Origin of the sequence: Streptomyces sp. NPDC051286, assembly GCF_044455345.1 — a bacterium.
In the GTDB taxonomy this organism is placed as follows: domain Bacteria; phylum Actinomycetota; class Actinomycetes; order Streptomycetales; family Streptomycetaceae; genus Streptomyces.
This window is the reverse complement of the sequence record NZ_JBITER010000017.1, coordinates 118890-142028: the sequence shown is the minus strand read 5'-3', so window position 1 is coordinate 142028 and position 23139 is coordinate 118890. Positions and strand designations below refer to the sequence as shown.

Genomic DNA, 23139 nt, shown 5'->3' with positions numbered 1-23139 from the left:
CGGCGTCTCAGCGCCTCGGGTCGTTCGTGGCGTCGATGTGCTCGGCGACCGCGACGACCAGCAGCCGGGTGCCCGGCATCGTGGCCCGCCAGCGGTGCCGTACCCCGCCCGACAGGAACAGCGTGTCGCCGCGCTCCAGCCGGTACGCCTGCCCCTCCGCCTCCACCTCGGCGGCGCCCTCCACGACGTACATCACCTCGTCGTTGCGGTGCTGGAACTCCCGCCCGAGATCTATCTCGCCGGTGAACTCCAGCGCGCTGAGCTGGTGCCGCCCGCGCACCACTCTGCGAACCCCGTCGCCCTCGCCCGCGCGGACCACGTCGACGGCGCGCGCCGAGTCCGCGGCGGCGCGCAGCCGTGCCGTGGTGGTCTCCAGGGCGTCGGCCACCCGGTCCAGCGACCTGGCGCTGGGCCGGGCCCGCTCGTTCTCGATCTGGCTGAGGAACGGCACGGACAGGCCGCTGCGGCTGGCGACCGCGGCCAGTGTCAGCCCCAGAGTTCTGCGTCGTCGGCGAACCGCGGCGCCCACGCGGAGTGTGTCCTTGTCGTCCATGTCCGGCTCCCTCCCGACTCGTCATCCTTCCGGCTGCCAGCACCTTACGGCCTCCCCCGCGACAGGGAGTGGGCCCCGACGCCCTGCGACTCCGCTTGCCGCGTCGCCGTCAGTCACCGACACTGTGCGCCGACTCCGTCCTCCGCCTTGCCGTCGCAGCCGCATGACGCCGCTCGCTGACCCACTCCCGACCGTAGGGAAGGCCGTTACGCACAACGCCGGGCAAGGACGGCCGGTAAATGAATGCCGGAACAGCCGGGAGGGGTGGCACCGCCGACCGGCGGTGCCACCCCTTCACGGTGCTTCAGACCCTACTGGGGCGTCATCTTGTCGGCGAAGCCCGGGTTCTCCTTCAGCCAGGCGCGGACCGCGTCCTGCTCCTTGCCCTTGCCGGTCGTCTGGATCTTCGCCTCAAGACTGGTGAGCTGGTCCTCGGTCATCTTGAAGTTCTTCAGCCAGCTGCCGACAAGCGGGTTGTCGTCGGAGAAACCCTTGCGGGTCAGGGTGTGGATGCCGTCGCCCTTGCCCCAGAGGTTCTTGGGGTCCTTGAGCTTGGTGAGGTCGTACTGGTTGTACGCCCAGTGCGGCGACCAGAGCGGGACGACGATCGGTTCCTTCTTGGCGTACGCGCGCTTCAGCTCGGCGAGCATCGAGGGTGTGGAGCCGTCGACGACCTTGTACTCCTTGTCGAGGCCGTACCCCGGCAGGATCTTGTCCTTGAGCAGCCCGGTCTCACCGGCGCTCGGCTCGATACCGACGACGCGGCCCTTGAAGTCGGCCGCCCTGCCCTTGAGGTCGTCGAGCGAGTCGACGCCCTTCACGTACGAGGGGACGGCCAGCTCCAGGGAGGTGGGGCCGTACCAGGAGCCCATGTCATCCAGGCGGTCCCGGTACTTCTCCCAGTACGTGGCATGGGTGACCGGGAGCCAGGAGTCGGTCTCGAAGTCGATCTGGCCGTTCGCCATACCGGTGTAGAGCGCGCCGGCCTCGTACTGTTTCACGTCGACCTCGAAGCCGCGCTCCTCCAGCAGCTCCTTCCAGAGGAAGGTGGAGGCGATGCCCTCGTCCCACGGGATGTATCCCATGCTGATCTTCTGGCCCTTGCCGACGTTCAATGCGTCGGCGGCACCGGTGTCCTGCTTCGACGAGCCGAAGATGCCCATGCCACCGGCGACGAGTGCGAGGACGACGACGCCGACGACCGCGACGGCGGGCTGCGGACGGTGGTTCCAGATCTTCAGTCCGCCGGCCACCGACTGGGCCTTGGCGAGGGCGCGTCGGCCCAGCGGGGAGACCTCGCGGCCCAGCGCGCTGGTCATCCGGTCCAGATACATCGCCAGGATGACGATGGAGATGCCCGCCTCGAAGCCGAGGCCGACATCGACGTTGCCGATGGCGCGGTAGACGGAGCCGCCGAGGCCGCCGCCGCCGACCATGCCGGCGATGACCACCATGGACAGGCCGAGCATGATGACCTGGTTGATGCCCGCCATCATCGTGGGCAGGGCGAGCGGCAGCTGCACCCGCAGCAGGGTGTTGCGCGAGGTGGTGCCGAAGGCCTCGGCCGCCTCGACGAGTTCAGTGTCGACCTGGCGGATACCGAGCTCGGTCATCCGGACGCCCGGGGGCAGCGCGAAGATGATGGTGGCGATGATGCCGGGCACGACGCCGACGCCGAAGAAGATGACACCGGGGATCAGATAGACCATGGCGGGCATGGTCTGCATGAAGTCGAGGACCGGCCGGATCACCGCGGACACCGTTTTGGAGCGCGCCGCCCAGATGCCGAGCGGGACGGCCAGGACCAGCGTGACGATGGTCGCGACGAGCACCAGTGTGAGGGTGTCCATCGCTTCGTCCCACAGCTCGACCGAGTCGATGAGCGCGAAGCCCACGAAGGCGAGAACACCCGCGAGCAGACCGCGCAGCCACCAGGCGATGACGGCGACGATGCCCGCGAAGAGCAGCGGGGCGGGGGCGGAGAGGACGGCGGCTATGCCGTCGAACATGCCGCCGACGACGGAGCTGATCGCGTCGAACAGCCAGGTCAGGTGGGTCTGCAGCCAGTCGACCGCGTGGTCCACCCATTCACCGAGCGGGAGCCTAAACATCGGCGGCCACCTTCTTCTCGGTGGTCGTGGCGTCCTGCGGGAGCTCGATGGGGGTCATCGGTTCACCGAGAACGGCAAGCAGCCGGGACCGGGGTACGACCCCGACGAGCTCGCCCCTGGCGTCGGTCACGGCGACCGCGACACCACTGCGCGAGCACGGCGTGAACAGCTCGATGATCGGCGTGGACTCGGAGACCGTGGCCGGTGCCGCCCTGAGGACGTCGTCGGGCGTACGGAGTTCCTTGCCGTCGTCGCCCGTGGTGCCCATGGCGGTGTGCGGCTCGGCCATGACGGCGCCCGCGGTCAGCACCCGGGAGCGGTCGACGTCCTGGGTGAAGGAGGCGACGTAGTCGTTGGCGGGGGTGACGAGGATGTCCTCGGCGGTACCCAGCTGGACGATCCTCCCGTCCCGCATCACGGCGATCCGGTCGCCGAGGCGCATGGCCTCGTTGAGGTCGTGGGTGATGAAGACGATGGTCTTCTTCAGCCGCTTCTGCAGTTCGAGCAGCTGGTCCTGCATGTCGCGGCGGATCAGCGGGTCCAGTGCGCTGAACGACTCGTCCATCAGGAGCAGGTCGGCGTCGGTGGCGAGGGCGCGGGCCAGGCCGACGCGCTGCTGCATACCGCCGGACAGCTCGTCCGGCCAGGACTTCTCCCAGCCGGCGAGGCCGGTCAGCTCCAGTGCCTCGGCGGCGCGCTTCTCGCGCTCGGCGCGCGGCACACCCTGCACTTCGAGGCCGTACGCAGCGTTCTCCAGGACGCTGCGGTGCGGGAACAGGGCGAAGTGCTGGAAGACCATGCTGATCTTCGAGGAGCGTACGGCGCGGAGTTCGCGGGGACTCAGGGCGGTCAGGTCCTGGCCGTCGAACAGTACGCGTCCGGCTGTGGGGTCCAGCAGCCCGTTGAGCATCCGCAGCAACGTGGACTTTCCGGATCCGGACAGACCCATCACGACGAAGATCTGGCCCGGTTCCACGGTGAACGAGGCGTCGATCACCGCTGCGGTCGTTCCGTCGGCGCGCAGCGCGTCGCGGTCCGTGCCGCTCTCGAGCTTCTGCACGGCTTGATCGGGTCGTCTGCCGAACACCTTGTACAGATGGTCGGCTTGCAGCCTTGACACATACACCTCACGCGTTGAACCGAAAACGGTCCGCCGCCCCCTCCGGCAGACCGTGGAGCGGCGCGGATTCGGTCCGCTTGGCACGCGCTGCGGTGGAAATGGCGACGTGGTCCGCTCCGATGGCGCGCCTGCCCGCACTTACCCGTGCCAAACAAAACAGTGATCCAGTTCACTTCCGGGTCGGTGTCAGTGCGGTGCGGCATCATCGGGGTGTGACGCGACGCCTGATGCTCCTTGACACCGCTTCCCTCTACTACCGCGCCTACTTCGGGGTCCCCGATTCGGTGCGCGCACCGGACGGCACACCGGTGAACGCCGTGCGCGGTCTGCTCGACTTCATCGGGCGGCTCGTCCAGGACCACCGGCCGGACGACCTGGTGGCCTGCATGGACGCGGACTGGCGGCCGCACTGGCGGGTCGAACTGATCCCGTCGTACAAGGCGCACCGGGTCGCGGTGGAGACCGCCGACGGGCTGCCCGACGAGGAGGAGACCCCCGACACACTGGCGCCGCAGGTCCCGATCATCGAGGACGTGCTCGACGCGCTCGGAATCGCCCGGGTCGGCGTCGCGCGCTACGAGGCGGACGACGTGATCGGCACGCTGACCGGTCTCGCCACCGGCCCGGTGGACATCGTGACCGGCGACCGGGACCTCTACCAGCTGGTCGACGACGCCCGTGAGGTGCGGGTCCTCTACCCGCTGAAGGGGGTCGGCTCGCTGCAGCTGACGGACGAGGCGTGGCTGCGCGAGAAGTACGGGGTGGACGGCTCGGGCTATGCCGATCTGGCGCTGCTCCGCGGCGACCCCAGCGACGGGCTGCCGGGAGTCCCGGGCATCGGTGAGAAGACGGCGGCGAAACTGCTGGACACCTTCGGCGATCTGGCCGGGATCATGGCAGCGGTGGACGATCCGGCGGCGAAGCTGACGCCCTCGCAGCGCAAGCGGCTCGACGAGGCACGGGACTACGTGGCCGTCGCGCCGGCCGTGGTCCGGGTCGCGGGTGACGTACCGCTGCCCGCCTTCGATCCGGCGCTGCCCACCGGGCCGCGCGACCCCGCCGCCCTCGAAGCGCTGGCCGGCCGGTGGGGACTGGGCGGTGCCCTGCAGCGGTTGCTCTCCACGCTCCGGACCTGAGGTGCTAGCTTAGGCAAGCCTAAGCACTTGGAGCAGGGAGAACCTCGTGGCAGAACGACCGGCGCGACAGGCACCCTCGGCGCAGGGGGCCCAGGTCCTGCGCACCGAGCGGATCACCCCGCACATGGTGCGGGTGGTGCTCGGCGGTGACGGCCTGGCCGGCTTCGCGCTGTCCGGGTTCACCGACCACTACGTCAAACTGTGCTTCGCACCCGAGGGCGCCGACTACGCGCACCCGTTCGACATGGCCCGGATCCGCGAGGAGTATCCGCGCGAACTGTGGCCGACCACCCGTACCTACACGGTGCGCTCCTGGGACCCGGTCGCCCGGGAACTGGCGATCGACTTCGTGGTCCATGGCGATGAGGGCCTGGCGGGCCCCTGGGCGCTCCGCGCCGCTCCGGGTGACCAGGTGACCTTCCTGGGTCCCGGCGGCGGTTACGGACCCGACGCGTCAGCGGACTGGCACCTGCTGGCCGGTGACGAGAGCGCCCTGCCGGCGATCGCGGCGGCTCTGGAGCAGATGCCCGTGGGTGCGGTGGTGCACGCCTACATCGAAGTGGCGGACGCGTCCGAGGAGCAGAAGATCGTGACGGCCGACGGGGTCGAGCTGACCTGGCTGCACCGTGGCGACCGCCCGGTCGGTGAGGCGCTGACCGCGGCTGTGAAGTCTTTGGAGTTCCCGGAGGGCCGGGTGCAGGCGTTCGTGCACGGCGAGGCGGGCTTCGTGAAGGAGATCCGCCGCCATCTGCGGCTCGACCGCCAGATCCCGCTGCCCCAGCTGTCGATCTCCGGCTACTGGCGCCTCGGCCAGAACGACGACGCGTGGCGCTCGGTGAAGCGCGAGTGGAACGAGCAGGTGGAGCGGGAGCAGGAGAGCGCCGCATAGGCCACCTGGCCCCGGCAGCTGTGGTGGACATCCACGCCCCGGTCGCCGTCCGCCCTGGACGGTGACCGGGGCGTCGGCATGCGGCAGGGGTGTGCACGCGAACCGGGTCGTCCGCATACGACGTGGCGGCGCCGGCGGACATGCGCCCCGGGCGCCCACATGTCGGACGCGTCCCCCTCACCCACCCCCGGCCCGCTCCCCCGGTTCATCGCCGTACGCCCTGGCCGACGCGTCCACGTGCGCGAGCCGGCGCAGCGCGCCGAACATCGCCTCGCCCAGCACCGTGCCGACGACCACGCTCTCCACCAGGTCCTCGCGCGCCACCCGCCGTCCCACGTAGTCGAGATCGGCCCGGGCGACCGGTTCCGCGGCGCTCGCGTAGTCGTCGAGCAGCTCGCAGAAGCCTCCGTGCCCGGCCCGCCGCAGCGCGGCCAGCACTCCGGCCAGGGCCTCACCGGCCGGACTTCGCGCCTCCACCCGCCAGCCGCGCCGCTCCAGCAGCTCGGCCACCTCTTCGCGGGCGTCGTCCAGTTCGGGCCCGGGCTCGTGGCCCTCGAGTGCCGTGATCCGCGTCGCCGCCACGCCCAGCACCGTGTGCACCGGCTGCGCGGGGTCGTCGATCGCCCGGAGTACGTCACCGATCGCGGAGAGCGACAGTCCGCCGACATCCAGAAGGGCACGGATCAGCTTCAGCCGGCGCTCGTGCCCGGAGTCGTACGACGCCTGGTTCGGGCTGGTCAGCTCCCCCGGGGGCAGGAGTCCTTCCCGTACGTAGAACTTGATCGTCGCCACCGAAACTCCGGACCTGCGGCTCAACTCGCTGATGCGCACGCTGCGTTCTCCCTGTCCGCTCTTGCCAACCCCGCACTCCATCATAGATAGTTTCGCTATCGGATAGCAGAGAGTCTCACTATCCATAATGTTGGTCTTCACAGGGGGTACACCCATGCCGTCATGGCGTTCCTGGCACCGTCCGTTAGTCCTCTTCGCTGCGGCGATGGCCGTCATGGCCGTCGTCTCAGGAGTGGGACTCCTGGTCGACGACCGGGTCCTCGCGGGCTCGGCGATCTGGTTCAAGCCTTTCAAGTTCGCGGTCTCGTTCGTGGCGTACGCCCTGGCGCTCGCCTGGATGCTGACGCTCCTCACCCGCGGCCGGCGCACGGGCTGGTGGGCCGGGACCGTGGTCGTGGTCTCCAGCCTCGTCGAAATGGCGCTCATCACCACGCAGGTCATCCGCGGGAAGCGCAGCCACTTCAACCACGCCACCCCGTTCGACGAGCGGCTGTTCAACGCGATGGGCGTCACCGTCGCCGTCCTCTGGACCGGAACCCTGGTCATCGCGATCCTGTTGCTGCGCGCCCGCATCCAGGACCGCGCCGCCGCCCTCGCGATCCGCTCGGGGGTGTTCATAGCGCTGGTGGGCGCGGGAATCGGCTTCCTGATGACGCAGCCGACTCCCGAGCAGCGGGCTGCCGGGAACCTCGACACCGCGGATGTGATCGGCGCACACTCCGTCGGCGTACCCGACGGCGGCCCCTCGATGCCGCTCACCGGCTGGTCGACGACCGGCGGCGATCTGCGCATCCCGCACTTCGTCGGCATGCATGCGCTCCAGTTGCTCCCGCTGCTCCTGCTCGCCCTGGTGGCGCTGGCCCCGCGCTTTCCCCGGCTGGGCGATCCGCGGGTCCGGCTGCGCCTGATGGTCGTCGCATCAGGGGCGTACGCGGCGATCGTCGCCCTCGTCTTGTGGCAGGCGCTGCGCGGGCAGTCACTGATTCATCCGGACGGCGCGACGCTCACCGCCGCGGCACTCGTCCTGGCCGCCACCGCCGCCGGAACGTATGCGGCGCTACGGCCGATTCCCATATCCCGTACCGCGGATTCCGTCGAGAAGGAGCTCATGGCATGACCGGCGCACTCTTCGAGGTCTCGTTCTGGCTGGCAGCGCCCTTCTGGCTGCTCATGATCCTGGCGCCGCACTGGCGGCCCACCGCGCGCCTCGCGGCGTCCCCCCTGACCGTCCTGCCGGTGCTGGCCGTGTATCTGATGATGGCTGTGCCGGTCTTTCCCGAACTGTGGACTGCCGTGCGCAGCCCCGACATCGACACGTTCCGTGACCTGACCGTGCTGGCGAACGGGGCGGGGGCGATCTGGGCGCAGGTCATCGCGTGGGATCTGCTGCTCGGCCAGTGGATGTTCCTGGAGGGCCGCCGACTGGGTATCCCCACGCTGGTGATGAGCCCTCTGCTGGTGCTGACGATTCTGCTGTCGCCGTTCGGCCTGCTGGTCTTTCTGGTGCTGCGCGCGTTCCGGAAGCCGAAGAGCCGGTCCGGGGAGACCTCCCCGGACCAATTCCACGACGCGGCGCTCTCCTGAGACCCCGCGGCCGCACGCACCGTCAGACGGACTTCTGGTACGAGCGGAAGGTGCGGGTCGACAGCCAGACCGCCACCGCCGCGAGGACGAGCAGCGCTCCCCCGCGGCTGAGCACCAGCCCCCCGTCGGGATCGGCGGTCAGTGCCGAACGGCCCGCCACCATCGCCCAGTTGACCGGATTGAAGTCGGCAATCTGCCGCATCCAGGACGGCATCTGGCTCGGCGCCATGAACGAGGACGAGAGAAAGGTCAGCGGCAGCAGCAGAAACGTGTTGATACCGATGATCGACTCACGCTGGCGGACCAGCATCCCCAGCGCGTTGGAGAGCGCGCCGAAGACCGCACCGAGCAGGATCGAGGCGACGAGCAGGATCAGCAGCCCACCCGCGCCGCCCGGGTACCTCGCACCGGCGGCCCAGCCGAGCAGCACGATGATGACCGACTGGACGGCCGTACTGATGCCGTTCTGCACGACGTTGGCGTTCATCAGCGCGTTCCGGCTGACCGGGGTGGTCAAAAAGCGGTTGAGCGTGCCCCGCTCGATCTCCTCCAGAGTGCCCATTCCGGCCCACATGCTCGATCCGAGGGCGCTCATCACGACGATGCCGGGGATCAGGTAGTCCAGATAGGACGTGGTGCCGAAGCCGCCGAGCTCGACGACCTTCTTGAAGAGGTTGCCGAACAGGAACAGCCAGATCACCGGCTGGACCAGGGAGATCGGTCGCGGGAGGGGCGGGCGACGGCGGCGGCGACCACCGCGCCGGCCCGGTCCAGGGCGCCGAGCAGTACGGGGACGGCGGCGGCACCGTCCTCGGCGCGGACGCTGACCCGGCGGCCCTCGGCCAGCACCTCGTACACCCCGGGCAGTCCGGTGAGCGCGGCGGTGACCGCCGCACGGTCCCCGTCGGTGCGAAGCTCCATGTGGACGGCGTCGCCGCGGAGTTCGCCCTTGAGTTCGTCAGGGGTGCCCTCGACGACGATCCGGCCGTGGTCGACGATCGCAATGCGTTCGGCGAGCCGGTCGGCCTCCTCCAGGTAGTGCGTGGTGAGCACGATGGTCAGGCCCTCGTCGCCGGCCAGCCGGGCGACCTCGTCCCACATGGCCGTACGGGCCTCGGGGTCGAGTCCGGTGGTGGGCTCGTCCAGAAAGAGCACCTCGGGGTCTTTCTGTTTCTCCGGTACCGCTTGTCGCTGCTTCTTCGGTACCGCTCGGCGCTACGCCTTCCGCTCGGGATCGAGGACGATCTCCTGTTCGCTCAGCTCCTGCCAGTCCTGCGGAACCTCGCCGGTCTCATGGAAGGACTTCCACTCCTCGATGCCACTGATCGTGGCGTCGAGAATCTCGGTACGGAATTTCTTGATCCACTCCAGCTGGGCATCGATCATGTGGAGCTGGTATTCGATCTCCACCACAAAGACCCGGGGCAGCTTCTCCGTAAGCTGACCGAGGATGCCCCGGATCGCCGCGGACCGGACCGCCAGCGCCGCCTCCCGGGTTCCCAGCAGCTCCGCGACATTCTCCGGAGGCAGCACCGCCAGCAGTGAGAGCGCGGTCTCGAAGACCGGGTACTCGGCGGCCGGAACGGCGAGCAGATCGGAGAGCCAGTCGACCATCTCGGCGCGCCCCGCCTCGGTGATGCCGTAGAGCGTGCGCTCGGGGCGGTTGCCCTGGCGTTGCACGCCGGCCACCTCGACGTACCCGTGCTTCTCCAGGTTCTGGACCACGGTGTACAACGAGCCGAAATTGATCTTGACGCTGTGTTCCTTGCCGCGCCGGCGAAGCGTCTGGGCGATCTCGTACGGATGCATGGACCGCTCGGCGAGCAGCACCAGCACCGTGAGCGCCAGTGGATTGCTGAGCTTGCGCCGCTTGGCCACCCCCCTCACCGCCCTTCACTTCGCAGGTTCATCACTTCGTCATCGAATACTCGCGTACGAATATATCGCGAGCACCCATACGCACCAACCACGATGTATCGCGAATTCGCGGCGGCGTGGAAAGATTGCACGCACTGACCAATCCGCGCTGCCGTCGGCTCCGGATCACCTCACGAAACCGATGCGCCTCCTGGGAGGAAGCCCGCGTGAAAGAAGCCGTGCACATCAGCGGAGCACCATCACTGCTGACCTTCCCGACCGCCTGAGGGGCCCCTCCCATGACCGTCTCGGTAGCGCTGTTCACCTCCGATCTGCGGTTGCACGACAACCCCGTTCTGCATGCCGCGGTGCGCAACGCGGATGCCGTCGTCCCCCTCTTCGTCCAGGACGACGGCATCCGCCAGACCGGTTTCGACGCGCCGAACCGGCGGGCGTTCCTCGCCGACTGCCTCGTCGATCTCGACGCGGGGCTGCGCCGCCGCGGCGGCCGGCTGGTCGTCCGCAGCGCCGACGTGGTGGCGGGGGCCTGCGCCGCGGTCGCGGAGACGGGTGCGGAGAGTCTGCACATCGCGGCCGGGGTGAGCGGGTACGCGAGGGAACGCGAGCAGCGCCTGCGTACGGCTCTCGGTGCTGCCGGCTGCACCCTGCACGTCCATGACGCGGTGGTCACCGCGCTCGCTCCGGGCCTGGTCGTCCCGGCGGGCCGTGACCATTTCGCGGTGTTCACCCCGTACTTCCGCCGTTGGGAGGCGGCGGGGGTACGGGGCACCCTGGCCGCACCGCGGACGGTACGGGTGCCGGACGCGGCGACGTCCCTACCGCTGCCCACGCGAGCGGAGGTGACGGGCGTCTCCCCGGGGCTCGCCGAGGGCGGCGAGACGGCAGGGCGCAGGCTGCTGGCCTCCTGGCTGCACGGCCCGATGGCCGACTACGGGACCGGCCACGACGACCTCGCCGGGGACGCGACATCCCGGCTGTCGCCGTTTCTGCACTTCGGCTGCCTCTCCGCGGCCGAACTGGTGAACCGGGCACGGGAGAAGGGCGGACCGGGCGCCGACATGTTCGTACGGCAGCTGGCCTGGCGGGACTTCCACCACCAGGTTCTCGCCGCCCGGCCGGACGCCGCATGGGCCGACTACCGTCCGCGCGGCGACCGGTGGCGGTCCGACCCCGACGAGATCGAGGCATGGCGTGCCGGGCTCACCGGCTATCCGCTGGTCGACGCATCGATGCGACAGCTGGCGCACGAGGGCTGGATGCACAACCGGGGCCGGATGCTGGTCGCGAGTTTCCTCACCAAGACGCTGTACGTGGACTGGCGCGTCGGCGCCCGGCACTTCCTCGATCTGCTGGTCGACGGGGACCTGGCGAACAATCAGCTCAACTGGCAGTGGGTGGCGGGCACCGGCACGGACACCCGCCCCAACCGCGTACTCAATCCGCTGGTCCAGGGCAAGCGGTTCGATCCGCAGGGCGCGTACGTACGGCGCTGGGTGCCGGAACTGGCGGACCTGGACAGCGCCGCGGTGCACGAGCCGTGGAAGCTCACCGGCCCGGACCGGGCCCGGCTCCGGTATCCGGACCCGGTGGTGGATCTGGCCGAGGCCCGCGCCCGCTTCGAACGGGCGCGCGGCCTCGGCTGACAGCTGACTCCCGGCTGGCGGCTGGCCAACCACGGCTGTCCGCCGCCGATTCCGTGCCACGCCGGTCCGTCGGTTCCGGCCCGCGTCGGGCGGGCTGCGCCGAACGGGCCCTCTCACAGGGCCCCTCGAAGGGGGATTCGTGGCTGGGTCCGACACGAATAGGCCGATGACCGCCTCTCATCCGATCGGGTGATGGACCAATCCGCCGGGCGTCCGGCGACGAACGTACGGATGTGAACGTGGAACAGAACGACGTGCAGGAGCCAGGGGCTTCCGGGTCCCGGCGATCCCGCTGGGCACGTGCCGGTCTCGCCGGGCTCAGCGGTCTGATCGCCGGGTTCTGCGCCCTGGCCGTGGCCGAACTGGTCTCGGCTGTCGTACGTCCGGAGGCGGGTCCGGTCGTGGCGGTGGGCGGGGCGGTCATCGACCGCACTCCCGCGGTCGTGAAGGACTTCGCCGTACGGCACTTCGGCACCGCCGACAAGCTGGTGCTCGAACTGGGCATCCTGGCGCTGCTGGCGGTTTTCGCCGTGGCGATCGGGCTGCTGGCGCTGCGACACCGGCTGCTCGGCTCGGCGGCCGTTCTGGTCTTCGGCGTGGTCGGGGCAGTGGCGGCGGTGGGACGGCCGGAAGGCAGCCCCGCCGATGCTCTGCCCTCGGTGATGGGTGCCGTCCTGGCCGCAGGGGTGCTGTATCTCCTGGTCGGACGGCTCGGCCCGGTGCTCCGTCCCTCTCCCGCGGCGGGAGCGAGGGACGGGCAGCGGGACGGCACCTTCGACCGGCGCGGTTTCGTGATCGCGGCGACAGCTGCGGCGGCGGTCTCGGCCGGTGCGGGGTTCCTGGGACGGCGGCTGACATCCGTCGTACAGGCCGGGGCCACCGCCTCACGGCATGATCTGGTCCTCCCGGTCCCCGATTCACCCGCGCCCGCCGTACCACCCGGGGCGGATCTGCGGATCCCGGGCCTGAGCTCGTTCATCACCCCGAACAAGAGCTTCTACCGGGTGGACACCGCCCTGGTCGTGCCCCGCATCAACGCCGATTCGTGGCTGCTGCGGATCCACGGCAAGGGGGTCACCCGCCCGCTCGCGCTCAGCTTCCAGGACCTGCTGAAGCGGGAGATCATCGAGCGCGACATCACCCTGGCGTGTGTCTCCAACGAGGTCGGCGGCCCGTACGTCGGCAATGCCCGGTGGATCGGCGTGCGGCTGGCCGATCTCCTGCGCGAGGCCGGGGTGAGGCCGCCGTCGCAGGGCGGGCCCGCCGACCAGATCGTGGCGCGTTCCGTCGACGGCATGACGATCGGAACGCCGGTCGAGACGGTCATGGACGGGCGTGACGCGATCCTCGCCCTCGGCATGAACGGCGAACCCCTGCCGTTCGCGCACGGGTTCCCGGTCCGCATGGTGGTGCCGGGACTCTACGGGTACGTCTCGGCCTGCAAGTGGATCAAGGACATCGAGCTGACGACGTTCGCCTCGTACGACGCGTACTGGGTCAGGAGCGGCTGGTCCCAGCAGGCGCCGGTCAAGACGGAGTCCCGGATCGACACGCCGCGTCCATTCGCCTCACCGAAGCCCGGCATCGTGCCCGTCGCCGGGGTGGCCTGGGCCCAGCACCGGGGGATCTCGCGGGTGGAGGTCCGGGTGGACGGCGGCCCATGGCATCGGGCCCGGCTCGCGGCGGAGGACAGCCGGGACACCTGGCGCACATGGGTGTGGGAGTGGCCGGCCACCTCCGGCAATCACACGCTGGAGGTCCGTGCAACCGACGGGACAGGCGCCACTCAGACCGGCGAACGTGTCGGCACCGTCCCGGACGGTGCGACCGGCTGGCACTCGGTGGTGGTCGACGTGTCCTGACCCGCCCTCCGGCACGCACTGTCATTCCCCACTCCTTCGTTTCTTCCTCCCTTCTCGACCCTCGTGCGCACCCGCGCGCCTCTCCTGAAAAATCAGATGAACGTCCCGCACCTTCGCCGTGCCGCCGTTGCCGTCTCCACCGCCGCGCTTCTGCCACTGGCCCTGACCGCCTGCGCCAGCGACTCCAAGGAATCCTCGTCCGACTCCACCGCAAGCGCGGCCAAAACACCGTCTGCTGCGGCGAGCGAGCCGATGAAGCTGAACGAGCCGTTCGGCCCTGCCTGTTTGTCCGTGCCGAAGGACGGGGCGGGCAGCTTCGCGGGTACGGCGAAGGACCCGGTCGCCACGGCCGCCGCCAACAACCCGTCACTCTCCACGCCGGTCACCGCGGTGAAGAAGGCCGGCCTGGTCGACACCCTGAACAACGCGGAGAACATCACGGTGTTCGCGCCGACCAACGACGCCTTCGCCAAGATCCCGCTGGGCGACCGTCCTCGCACCGGGCCGGCATCCCGGTCTGGCGACGGAGTTCAACGGGGCGGTGTGGCCGCGCCTAGGGGCGGCGGTCCGGGCGCTGCGCACGATACATACCTTCGAGGCCTCGCTGGCAGCGGCGATCGACGTCGGCGGGGACACCGACACGGTCGCGGCTGTGACCGGCGCCCTGACCGGGGCGGTGTACGGCATGGCCGCGATCCCGCCACGCCGGACGGAGCCCCTGCACGTCCCGCTGCCGGGGTACGGGGACCGGGTCCTGCGCACACCCGAGCTGGCGGCCCTGGCCCGGCGCCTGGACGCCCAGGAATCATAAGATCCACGCGGCCCGAAATGTACACATAAGGGTGAGATAAGCGCAGAATGGTGGAGAAGGCGACTACAGCACGCCCCTCTCACACCGCGGTCGGGCCTGCAGGATCGAAGGAGACGACTCTCATGTCCAACGTCTCACACACCCGCGCTGACATCACCAGTCACCCGGATGTTTCCGAAATGCGGGAGCGCTATGCCCGCATGCTCGGTGGTCGCGATGTGGCGCTCGTCGACGGACCGGTTTTCCTCGTCGGCCTCTACTGCGCCGTCTCGCCCTGGGTACTTCACTTCACTGCAAGCCAGCCCACCCTCGTGCAGCACAACCTGATCATGGGGATCGCGATCGCGGTGCTGGGACTCGGGTTCACGGTGATGCCAGAACGGATGTACGGCCTGAGCTGGGCCATCTGCGCCATAGGCATCTGGATGATCATCTCGCCGTGGGTCGTCGCCAGCAGCCCCGACATGGGCGTCATCCTCAACAACGTCATCATCGGCGGTCTGGCCGTACTGCTGGGGCTGGCATGCGTCGGAGTGGCGATGAAGAGCAATCGGACCTGAGGGGTACCCCCTGGCGGTCCCTGAACGACGAAGGAGCGTGAGCTTCCGGCCGGTCGGCACCCAGCGGACCGGCCGAGGCACGTCCGGGGAGGGTCTGCGGGGTGCCACGTCCACCAGCAACCGTGCGCGGGCTACGCACGCTCCGCCCCCACGATCAGCGGCGCCGCATCCGCACGGGAAGGGGCGGGCTCGGACAGGACCGCCGCAGGCGCCCCATCCGAGACCCGGTCGACCGAACCCGCAGCACACACCCCGTCACCCCACCGAGCTGTACGCCACAACCCCCCGGAGCACCGCATCCGTTGCCTTGCGTGCGGTGCGCGCCACGGACCCGGCGCCCGCGCCCGGCACCGCGGCCGCGATCTGCCCCAGCACATCGATGACCTGCTTGCACCACCGTACGAAGTCCCCCGCGGGCATGTCCGCCTCGCGCAGCACCTCGTCCAGCGTCCGCCCCGACGCCCACATGTAGACGGCCCAGGCGAATCCGAGATCGGGCTCCCGCTGCCCGACCCCCTCCGCCTGGTTGATCTTGAAGTCCTCCTCCAGGGCATCGAGTCGTCCCCAGATACGGACCATCTCGGCCATCGCCGTCTTCGCCGGGCCGGACGGCAGCTTCGGCGCCACGGCGTCGTCCGCCTGCCGCGCCTCGTACACCAGCGCCGACACACACGCGGCGAGCTCCGCCGGGTTCAGCCCTTCCCAGACCCCTGCCCGCAGGCACTCGCTGGCCAGCAGGTCCAGTTCGCCGTAGAGCCGGGCCAATCGCCGCCCGTGCTCGGTGACTTCGTTGCCCCGCAGATAGTCGAGCTCGGTGAGGAGCGCCACGATCCGGTCGAAGGTGCGGGCGATCGTGTTCGTCCGCCCCTCGATCCGCCGCTCCAGCTGCTTCGTGTCCCGCTGCAACCGGTGGTAGCGCTCCGCCCACCGCGCATGGTCCTCGCGCTCGTTGCACCCATGGCACGGGTGGGCCCGCAACTCGGCCCGGTAGCGGGCGATCTGCTGGTCGTCGGCGGCCTCGGCCCTCCCCCTACGGTGCCGCTCCGGCACAATGTGCCCCGCCTTGGTCCGCAGGGCCGACGCCAGATCGCGCCTGGACTGCGGCGACCGCGGGTTGAACGACTTCGGCACCCGCATCCGCTCGACCGCCTCGACCGGCACGGGGAAGTCGATCGACGCAAGCCGCTTGACCTGCCGCTCGGCGGTGAGCACCAACGGCCGCGGCCCGTCGTGGTATTCGAGCCCGCGATGCGTGTTGGCCCGTCCGGCCGGCAGCCCCGGGTCCAGCACCAGGGCCAGCCCGGCGAACTTCCCGGTCGGGACATGGATGACGTCGCCCGGCTTCAGCTTCTCCAGCGACGCCGCTGCGGCGGCCCGCCTCTGTGACGCGCCGTGCTTGGCAAGCTCCGTCTCCCGGTCCTTGAGGTCACGGCGCAGCCGTGCGTACTCCTCGAAGTCGCCGAGGTGACAGGTCATGCCCTCGCGGTAGCCGTCGAGCCCCTCCTCGTTCCTCTGCACCTGCCGGGAGATCCCGACGACCGAGCGGTCGGCCTGGAACTGGGCGAACGAGGTCTCCAGCAGTTCGCGCGACCGGTGCCGCCCGAACTGCTGCACCAGGTTCACGGCCATGTTGTACGAGGGCCGGAAGCTGGACCGCAGCGGATACGTACGCGTACCCGCGAGTCCGGCCAGCGCCCCCGGGTCCATACCGCGCTGCCACAGCACCACCGCATGGCCCTCGATGTCGATCCCCCGCCGCCCGGCACGCCCGGTCAGCTGGGTGTACTCGCCCGGGGTGATGTCGGCGTGCTGCTCGCCGTTCCACTTGACGAGCTTCTCCAAGACCACCGATCGCGCGGGCATGTTGATGCCGAGGGCGAGGGTCTCGGTCGCGAAGACCGCCTTGACGAGCCCGCGTACGAACAGTTCCTCGACGACTTCCTTGAAGGTCGGCAGCATGCCCGCGTGGTGCGCGGCTATGCCCCGCTCCAGACCTTCGAGCCACTCGTAGTAGCCGAGAACATGGAGATCCTCGGGAGGGATGGACGCGGTCCGCTCCTCGACGATCTCCCGCACCAGGAGGCGCTTGCTGTCGTCGTTGAGCCGCAGTCCGGCCTGGAGACACTGCTGCACGGCGGCCTCGCAGCCGGCTCGGCTGAAGATGAACGTGATGGCGGGCAACAGGCCTTCAGCGTCCAGCCGGTCGATGACCTCGGGCCTGGACGGGGTCCAGATCCGGCTGCGCTGGCGCCGCTCGCGCTCGCGGTCGGCCTCCCGCACCATCTTTCCGCGGCGGCGCTCGCGCGGGTTGTATCCGCGCTGGCTCTCGATGCGGGCGAGCCGGACGAGGTCGGGGCTGACCTCGCGGCGGCCGACGCCGCGGCCGCCGTGGTCGGTCTCCTCCTCGAACAGGTCGTACATCCGGCGGCCGGCCAGGACGTGCTGCCAGAGCGGCACGGGCCGGTTCTCGGCGACGATGACTTCGGTGTCACCGCGGACGGTGTCCAGCCAGTCGCCGAACTCCTCGGCGTTGGACACGGTCGCCGACAGCGACACCAGGGTCACCGAATCAGGCAGATGAATGATCACTTCTTCCCACACCGCGCCACGGAAGCGGTCGGAGAGGTAGTGCACCTCATCCATCACCACATAGCCGAGACCGCGCAGTGCCTGGGAGCCGGCGTACAGCATGTTCCGCAGCACTTCGGTGGTCATGACGACCACGGGCGCGTCCCCGTTGACACTGTTGTCGCCGGTCAGCAGGCCGACCTTGTCCGCGCCGTAGCGCTTGACCAGATCGGTGAACTTCTGGTTGGACAGGGCCTTGATCGGCGTGGTGTAGAAGCACTTGCGGCCCTGGCGCAGCGCGAGATGCACGGCGAACTCGCCGACGATCGTCTTGCCCGACCCGGTCGGGGCCGCGACCAGCACCCCTTTACCCGCCTCCAGGGCCTTGCATGCATCGATCTGGAACGGGTCCAGACCGAACTCGTACAACTCGCGGAAGGGCGCGAGCGCCGTGGCCTGCTCGGCGGCGCGGATCCGGAAAGCCTGGTATCGCTCAGCTGGTGAGAGGTCCTCTGTCATCTTGGTTACGAGCCTACCCGTCACCTCTGACAGTCAGCGCGATCTTTAATTCACTGCGCAAGAACCCTGGCCGCGCCCGGTACACAGGTCGCGGTGAGCGGAAGGGCGCCGAGCGGTTCACCGTCCGCATATGCGGTGACACCGGCCGCGACCAGCTCGATCGACGAGACCCGGTGCACGGTGACCTGGGGATGGCCGAGGTGTGTGCCCTTGTAGACGCGGGGGAACACCTTGAGCAGAGTGGTACGGCTGCAGTCCCCGACGACGGTCACGTCGAAGAGCCCGTCGTCCATGACGGCGTCCGCACAGATCCGCATCCCGCCGCCGTACGTGGACCCGTTGCCCACGGCGATGAGCGTCGCGTCGATCTCCTGGACCGGTCCGCCGTCGAGCCTGATGCGGTACGGGATCGGTCTGAACGCGGCGAGTTCGGCGAGGATCGCCAGGTCGTACTTGAACCGCCCGCCGGCCCAGCGCATCCGGTTGCCCCGGTCGTTGACCCGGGAGTCGAAGCCGGAGGCGAGCACCGAACCGAACCATCGCTCCCCGACCCGGCCGAGGTCGATCTCGCGGACGCTGCCGCCCTTGAGTGCCTCGGCCGCGAGCCGTCCGGCGGCGGCCGGGTGCCGTATCGGCAGACCGAGTGCGCGGGCGAAGTCGTTGCCGGTGCCGACGGCGACGACGCCGAGCGGTGTCGTGGTCCCGGCGACGGCCTGGAGGGCGAGGGACATCATGCCGTCCCCGCCCACGGCTATCAGCGCACCGGTCCCGCCCGAGACGGCCTCCCGGGCCCGCCGCAGCGCGTCGTCGGCGTCCTCGCCCAGTACCGTGCGCACGGAGAATCCTGCGGCCCGCAACGCGGAAGCGGCCGGCTGCGCGGCGTGCGCGCCCCGGCCGCGTCCCGCGGTGGGATTGACGAAAAGGGTGATCTCGCTGGTCACCCGGGGGACCTTACAAGGTCAGGTGATGTCGTCGTAACCGTTCACCCGGTCACGGTCCGGCCCCGCCTGTGCGGGCAGCGACCCGCCCGTCGACACCGACTCGACCACACCGATGTCCTCGGGGGTCAGGTCCAGCTCCGACGCCTCGTCATCGGCGGGTCCCGCCGCCGCGCGCAGTGCCTTGCGGCGGTCGTTGAGGAGCGAGACCGCCGTGGCACAGAAGTACAGGACCCAGATCGGCCCGGCGAGGGCCAGCATGGTGAGCGGGTCCGTACTGGGCGTGGCCACGGCGGCGAAGACCGTGATACCCATGATCATCCCCCGCCACCAGCCGAGCATCCGCTTGCCGGTGATGACCCCGCCGAGGTTCAGCATGACGAGCAGCAGGGGCAGCTCGAAGGAGAGTCCGAAGACGACCACCATGCGCGTGATCAGGTCGAGCAGGTCATCGAGCGGCAGCTGGTTGTCCAGGCCGGCCGGCGAGAAGTCCAGCAGGACCTTGGCCATCGTGGGCAGCGTCTTGTACGCGAAGAAGCCACCGGCGAGGAAGAGCGGGAAGCCTGCACCGACGAAGGCGAGCGAGTACTTCTTCTCGTGCTTGTGCAGACCGGGGGCGATGAACGCCCACAGCTGGTAGAGCCAGATCGGTGACGAAAGGACGAGACCCGCCATGAGGGAGACCTTGAGCGCAAGGGTGAACGGCGTCAGCAGACCGTTCAGGACGATGCGCGCGCAGGTGCCGTCCTCCTGTTTCGCGAGTTCGGCGAAGCTCGACTGGCAACCGACCGCCTTCAGCACCGGGTCGGTGAAGAACTCGATGATCCCCTTGTAGAAGAACGCGGCGACGATCGTGACGACGACGATCGCCAGCAGAGCCTTCGCCAGCCGGTTACGCAGCTCACGCAGGTGCTCCACCAGGGGCATGCGGCCCTCTGGGTCCGTCTCCTGCTTGCGGGCAGACTTGAGCAACCCACGTCCTCATCTCGTGCAGCAGGCCGTCACCATGACCGCGCCTGCGTCGGCCCGGTTGTCAGCGGTTGGTCGAGTCGGTCGGCTCGGCAACCGGACGCGAGCTCGTCACATCGCCGGGCGCGGCCTTGATGGTGCGCGGGGCGACCTGATCCTGGGCGGCATCGTTCGGCGGGTCCGTGGGGGTGGCCGTCGCGGCACCCTCGGACTTCATGGCCTTGGCCTCACTCTTGAGGATGCGGGCCGACTTGCCGAGCGAGCGAGCCATGTCAGGAAGCTTCTTCGCGCCGAACAGCAGAACAATGACGACGAGGATCAGGATGATCTCGGGAGCGCCGAGCCTTCCGAACATATGCGTGTACCTTCTCACCGAGGCAGCAGGGGTGGGGCTGATCGAGCGTCGGACAGACGTCCGATCTTCGTACTGTCAGCGATCGTATCCCGCAGGAGTAAACGCAGGGCAATACCCATGCATCCTTGCGATTACGGCCCACGCCTCGCTCTCAGGGCCGCCACCAGCAGCGTACCCTCCGAACCCGAGAAACAAGAGGCCCCGCCCGCCCCGGTCGGCCGGTCCGGCGCACAGCTCCCTCTTCCGTGTCAGCGCAACGCTTCGCCGGTGGCGGCGAGATCGGTTGCGGCCCGTTCGAGATCCTCGGCCGCCCGGTTGATGCGCCGAGTGGTATGGGTCACCTGTCGCCCCAGGCGCCGGGCCTCGACGAACACCTTGATGGCCAGTACGCCGAGGACGGCGATCCCGAGGAATCCCAGGGCGATGGCGAGCATGGGCCAGAACATGCGCAGAGCCTCGATGTTGTCTAGGTGTCGCAGGAGCCGGGTGTCCGTGTGTCAGGAGTTCTGAAAGCTGGTGTGGAGGCGCAGCGTCCGCACGCCCCCACCCGTGAGGAGTTCCACTATCCGCTCCCCGGCGGGCTTACGGACGGCGGCGCCGCACTCGGGGCAGGTGAACGAGTAGAACGTGGTGCGACGGCTGGAGCCGATGGCAAGGCGCAGGGCACCCGCCGCGAGCTCGAAGCGCCCGCGGCAGTCCGGGCAGGCCGCCTTGAACCGTACGGACTCCGGTACCAACACAGTTGAGATACCCGACATCACAGACATATTGCTCACATCTCCTCAGGTATCCGTGCAGGCAGGGCCGCCGTAGGCGGCGAGCGCCGCCCGCGCCGCCTGCTGCGCGCTCCGGGCCAGCTCCGGTGGGGCGACGATGCGCCCTTCCCCGCCGAGCCGCAGCGCAAGCCTGCGCAGCGACGCCGGATCGGGCGTGCGCAAGGTGATCCGCAGTCCGCCGTCGGCCAGTTCCTCCGCACTGTCGTGCGGGTAGTACTCGGCGACCCACCGGCCGCCGGGCCCGACCTCGATCACCACCTCGGGGTCCTCGGCCGCCGGCTGCACCAGCCCCTCGGACAGGTCCCGCAGTTCCAGCTCCGGCGGTGCGGACGGCTCGTCCAGCAGCCGGATCTCGGCGACCCGGTCGAGCCGGAACGTACGCCGGTCCTCGGAGGACCTGCACCAGGCCTCCATGTACGTATGCCCCACGGCGAACAGCCGGATCGGGTCCACCTCGCGCTCGGTGAGCTCGTCGCGCGCGGGTGAGTAGTACCGCAGCCAGAGCCGGCGCCGCTCCGAGATCGCCCGGTCGACATCGGCGAAGACGCCGCCCTCGGACTCGAAGGTGACCGAGAGCCGGGAGCTCGCCGCCCCGACCTCACCGGCCGCCGTCTCCAGCTTGGCGGTGGCCCGCAGCAGCGCCTGCCGGTCGCTCTCCCGCAGCCCCGGCAGCGTCGCCACGGCGCGCGCCGCGACCAGCAGGGCCGTCGCCTCGTCCGCCGCGAGCCGCAGCGGCTCCGCCACGTCGTCCGGGTTGTGCCACCAGATCCGGTCGCCGTCGGTGTCGATGTCCAGCAGATCGCCGCCCCGGAAGCTCGTCCCGCACATGGGCAGGACGTCGAGGTCCGAGATCAGCTCGTCCTCGGTGATCCCGAATGCCCGGGCCACGTCCTGCACATGGGCGCCGGGGCGCTCCCTCAGATACGTCACGAGGGACAGCATCCGGCGCGTCTGGTCGATCGCGTTCGTCGCCATGAATACGGTCCCTCCTCAGTCCTTGGCCACGGCGCGCAGCCGGTCCACCACATCGGCCCGCAGATCCGCGGGTTCCTGCACGACGACGTCCGGGCCGAACTCGACGAGCCAGGCGTCGAGACCGTGTCCGTACGGAATCTCCAACTCGTCCCAGCCGTCGCCGAGTTCCCGCACCGATATCGCCCGCGAGCGCAGCGGGTATCCGGAGCCGGACCGCAACCGGATCAGCGCGGTCCGGGTCGCCGTCTCCCCCGCCCAGCTCTCGACGGTCTCCCGGACGGTCACCACGTCGGGCACCTCGGCGGTGAAGACCCCGGCCCGCGAACGGACCCGGCCGGTGATCCTGGAGAGGCGGAACACCCGCTCGGCACGACGGTCCCGGTCCCAGCCGGCCAGATACCAGTGACCGCGCCAGCACTCGAGCGTCCAGGGCTCGACCTGGCGCTGCTCCGGGCGGGCGGCGTTGGCCTTGCGGTAGTCGAAGGTGACCGGACGGCGGTCCCGGCACGCCAGCATCAACGGCTCGAACGCTGCCTCATGGACCGGGATACGCGGTTCGAGGGCGCTGTGCACCTCGTACGCGTCCTCGGCCTCCGGCATCCCGGCGGCCCGAAGCTTCTGCAGCGCGCCACTGGCCGCGCCCGCGAGCCGGGCCTGCTGCCACACCTTTGCCGCCAGGCCGAGCGCCGCGGCCTCCTCGGCGTCCAGCGTGATCGGCGGCAGCCGGTTGCTGTCCCGGCGGGCCAGATAGCCGATGTCGCCGTCCAGGTTCTCCACGGTCTCGATGACCAGACCGAGCTCGCGCAGATCATCCTTGTCCCGCTCGAACATCCGGTTGAAGGCGTCGTCGGAGCCCGCTTCCAGATAGGCCTCGATGGACCCGCGCAGCTCGCGCTTGCTGAGCGGGCGCCGGGTCCCCAGCAGGCACAGCGCCAGGTTCATCAGCCGCTCGGCCTTGGCAATCGCCATCGGCGCCCTTTCTCTACGTGCTCTACGACCCTCGACCGTACCGCTCCGGAGTGTCCGGACAAAAGCGAGGAGGGTGCCGGAGATCTCGGCGCCGCGGAAGCGGCCAAGATCTCCGGCACCCTCCTGGAGTC

20 protein-coding genes and 4 pseudogenes are annotated in these 23139 nt (G+C 69.7%); 9 read left to right on the top strand and 15 right to left on the bottom strand.

What is annotated here, in order from left to right; genetic code table 11:
* Positions 1 to 7: 7 nt before the first annotated feature.
* The 3 genes from ACIBB8_RS19395 to ACIBB8_RS19385 form a co-directional block, all read right to left on the bottom strand.
* Entirely contained in the window at positions 8 to 553 is a 546-nt protein-coding gene (locus tag ACIBB8_RS19395) for a helix-turn-helix domain-containing protein (RefSeq protein WP_398953619.1), read from the bottom strand.
* A 311-nt stretch (positions 554 to 864) separates the two neighbouring features.
* Positions 865 to 2664: an ABC transporter permease/substrate binding protein gene (locus ACIBB8_RS19390; protein WP_398953617.1), complete on the bottom strand. Its 1800-nt coding sequence runs from the start codon at positions 2662 to 2664 to the stop codon at positions 865 to 867.
* On the bottom strand, positions 2657 to 3724 hold the full coding sequence (locus ACIBB8_RS19385; RefSeq protein WP_398953615.1) for a glycine betaine/L-proline ABC transporter ATP-binding protein: 1068 nt from the start codon (positions 3722 to 3724) through the stop codon (positions 2657 to 2659). Before ACIBB8_RS19385 ends, ACIBB8_RS19390 begins: the two co-directional genes overlap by 8 nt.
* A 287-nt stretch (positions 3725 to 4011) precedes the next feature.
* On the opposite strand from ACIBB8_RS19385, the gene ACIBB8_RS19380 reads away from it, so the two are divergent.
* Both ACIBB8_RS19380 and ACIBB8_RS19375 read left to right on the top strand, forming a co-directional pair.
* The gene (locus ACIBB8_RS19380; protein ID WP_398953669.1) at positions 4012 to 4920 is read left to right on the top strand and encodes a 5'-3' exonuclease H3TH domain-containing protein; all 909 of its coding nucleotides are present in this window, start codon (positions 4012 to 4014) and stop codon (positions 4918 to 4920) included.
* 46 nt (positions 4921 to 4966) lie between these two features.
* Positions 4967 to 5809 carry a siderophore-interacting protein gene (locus ACIBB8_RS19375; RefSeq protein WP_398953613.1) on the top strand — a complete coding sequence of 281 codons (843 nt, stop codon included), beginning with the start codon at positions 4967 to 4969 and terminating at the stop codon, positions 5807 to 5809.
* Between the two features lie 177 nt (positions 5810 to 5986).
* On the opposite strand, the gene ACIBB8_RS19370 is transcribed toward ACIBB8_RS19375, so the two are convergent.
* The gene (locus ACIBB8_RS19370) at positions 5987 to 6640 is read right to left on the bottom strand and encodes a MerR family transcriptional regulator (RefSeq protein ID WP_398953611.1); all 654 of its coding nucleotides are present in this window, start codon (positions 6638 to 6640) and stop codon (positions 5987 to 5989) included.
* A 166-nt stretch (positions 6641 to 6806) separates the two neighbouring features.
* On the opposite strand from ACIBB8_RS19370, the gene ACIBB8_RS19365 reads away from it, so the two are divergent.
* Positions 6807 to 7718, top strand: coding sequence for a hypothetical protein (locus ACIBB8_RS19365; protein ID WP_398953609.1), 912 nt, complete (start codon positions 6807 to 6809; stop codon positions 7716 to 7718).
* The gene (locus tag ACIBB8_RS19360) at positions 7715 to 8185 is read left to right on the top strand and encodes an ABA4-like family protein (RefSeq protein ID WP_398953607.1); all 471 of its coding nucleotides are present in this window, start codon (positions 7715 to 7717) and stop codon (positions 8183 to 8185) included. The genes ACIBB8_RS19365 and ACIBB8_RS19360 overlap by 4 nt, the downstream gene beginning before the upstream one ends.
* Before the next feature lie 22 nt (positions 8186 to 8207).
* Here ACIBB8_RS19360 and ACIBB8_RS19355 read toward each other — a convergent pair.
* From ACIBB8_RS19355 to ACIBB8_RS19345, 3 genes and pseudogenes are all read right to left on the bottom strand, one after another.
* Positions 8208 to 8903 (bottom strand): annotated as a pseudogene (locus ACIBB8_RS19355) (ABC transporter permease); the annotation flags it as partial.
* Positions 8904 to 8905: 2 nt separating this feature from the next.
* A pseudogene (locus ACIBB8_RS19350) lies at positions 8906 to 9346 on the bottom strand (ABC transporter); the annotation flags it as partial.
* 54 nt (positions 9347 to 9400) lie between these two features.
* Complete coding sequence (locus ACIBB8_RS19345) at positions 9401 to 10063, bottom strand: PadR family transcriptional regulator (RefSeq protein WP_398953605.1); 663 nt, start codon at positions 10061 to 10063, stop codon at positions 9401 to 9403.
* 278 nt (positions 10064 to 10341) lie between these two features.
* Between ACIBB8_RS19345 and ACIBB8_RS19340 the strand changes: the two genes are divergently transcribed.
* The 5 genes and pseudogenes from ACIBB8_RS19340 (at position 10342) to ACIBB8_RS19320 (ending at position 14939) form a co-directional block, all read left to right on the top strand.
* Entirely contained in the window at positions 10342 to 11706 is a 1365-nt protein-coding gene (locus ACIBB8_RS19340) for a cryptochrome/photolyase family protein (RefSeq protein ID WP_398953603.1), read from the top strand.
* A 239-nt stretch (positions 11707 to 11945) separates the two neighbouring features.
* Positions 11946 to 13568: a molybdopterin-dependent oxidoreductase gene (locus ACIBB8_RS19335; protein ID WP_398953601.1), complete on the top strand. Its 1623-nt coding sequence runs from the start codon at positions 11946 to 11948 to the stop codon at positions 13566 to 13568.
* Between the two features lie 96 nt (positions 13569 to 13664).
* Positions 13665 to 14057, top strand: a pseudogene (locus ACIBB8_RS19330) (fasciclin domain-containing protein); the annotation flags it as partial.
* Positions 14032 to 14379 (top strand): annotated as a pseudogene (locus ACIBB8_RS19325) (ADP-ribosylglycohydrolase family protein); the annotation flags it as partial. The pseudogenes ACIBB8_RS19330 and ACIBB8_RS19325, both read left to right, overlap by 26 nt.
* 122 nt (positions 14380 to 14501) lie before the next feature.
* The gene (locus ACIBB8_RS19320) at positions 14502 to 14939 is read left to right on the top strand and encodes an SPW repeat protein (protein ID WP_398953599.1); all 438 of its coding nucleotides are present in this window, start codon (positions 14502 to 14504) and stop codon (positions 14937 to 14939) included.
* Between the two features lie 255 nt (positions 14940 to 15194).
* On the opposite strand, the gene ACIBB8_RS19315 is transcribed toward ACIBB8_RS19320, so the two are convergent.
* The 8 genes from ACIBB8_RS19315 to ACIBB8_RS19280 all read right to left on the bottom strand — a co-directional run bounded on the left by ACIBB8_RS19315 (position 15195) and on the right by ACIBB8_RS19280 (position 23008).
* Positions 15195 to 18026 carry a DEAD/DEAH box helicase gene (locus tag ACIBB8_RS19315; protein WP_398953597.1) on the bottom strand — a complete coding sequence of 944 codons (2832 nt, stop codon included), beginning with the start codon at positions 18024 to 18026 and terminating at the stop codon, positions 15195 to 15197.
* Positions 18027 to 18076: 50 nt separating this feature from the next.
* Positions 18077 to 18967: a diacylglycerol kinase gene (locus tag ACIBB8_RS19310; protein WP_398953595.1), complete on the bottom strand. Its 891-nt coding sequence runs from the start codon at positions 18965 to 18967 to the stop codon at positions 18077 to 18079.
* Between the two features lie 18 nt (positions 18968 to 18985).
* Entirely contained in the window at positions 18986 to 19936 is a 951-nt protein-coding gene (gene tatC / locus ACIBB8_RS19305) for a twin-arginine translocase subunit TatC (protein WP_398953593.1), read from the bottom strand.
* 61 nt (positions 19937 to 19997) lie between these two features.
* The gene (tatA, locus tag ACIBB8_RS19300; RefSeq protein ID WP_398953591.1) at positions 19998 to 20288 is read right to left on the bottom strand and encodes a Sec-independent protein translocase subunit TatA; all 291 of its coding nucleotides are present in this window, start codon (positions 20286 to 20288) and stop codon (positions 19998 to 20000) included.
* A 248-nt stretch (positions 20289 to 20536) separates the two neighbouring features.
* Positions 20537 to 20734, bottom strand: a complete 198-nt coding sequence (locus tag ACIBB8_RS19295; protein ID WP_398953589.1) for a hypothetical protein — start codon at positions 20732 to 20734, stop codon at positions 20537 to 20539.
* A gap of 51 nt (positions 20735 to 20785) precedes the next feature.
* Positions 20786 to 21055 (bottom strand): hypothetical protein, encoded by a 270-nt coding sequence (locus ACIBB8_RS19290; RefSeq protein WP_398953587.1) that lies wholly within the window; start codon positions 21053 to 21055, stop codon positions 20786 to 20788.
* 15 nt (positions 21056 to 21070) lie between these two features.
* Entirely contained in the window at positions 21071 to 22039 is a 969-nt protein-coding gene (locus ACIBB8_RS19285; RefSeq protein ID WP_398953585.1) for a helix-turn-helix transcriptional regulator, read from the bottom strand.
* Positions 22040 to 22054: 15 nt separating this feature from the next.
* Positions 22055 to 23008 carry a WYL domain-containing protein gene (locus ACIBB8_RS19280; RefSeq protein WP_366690289.1) on the bottom strand — a complete coding sequence of 318 codons (954 nt, stop codon included), beginning with the start codon at positions 23006 to 23008 and terminating at the stop codon, positions 22055 to 22057.
* Positions 23009 to 23139: the final 131 nt, after the last annotated feature.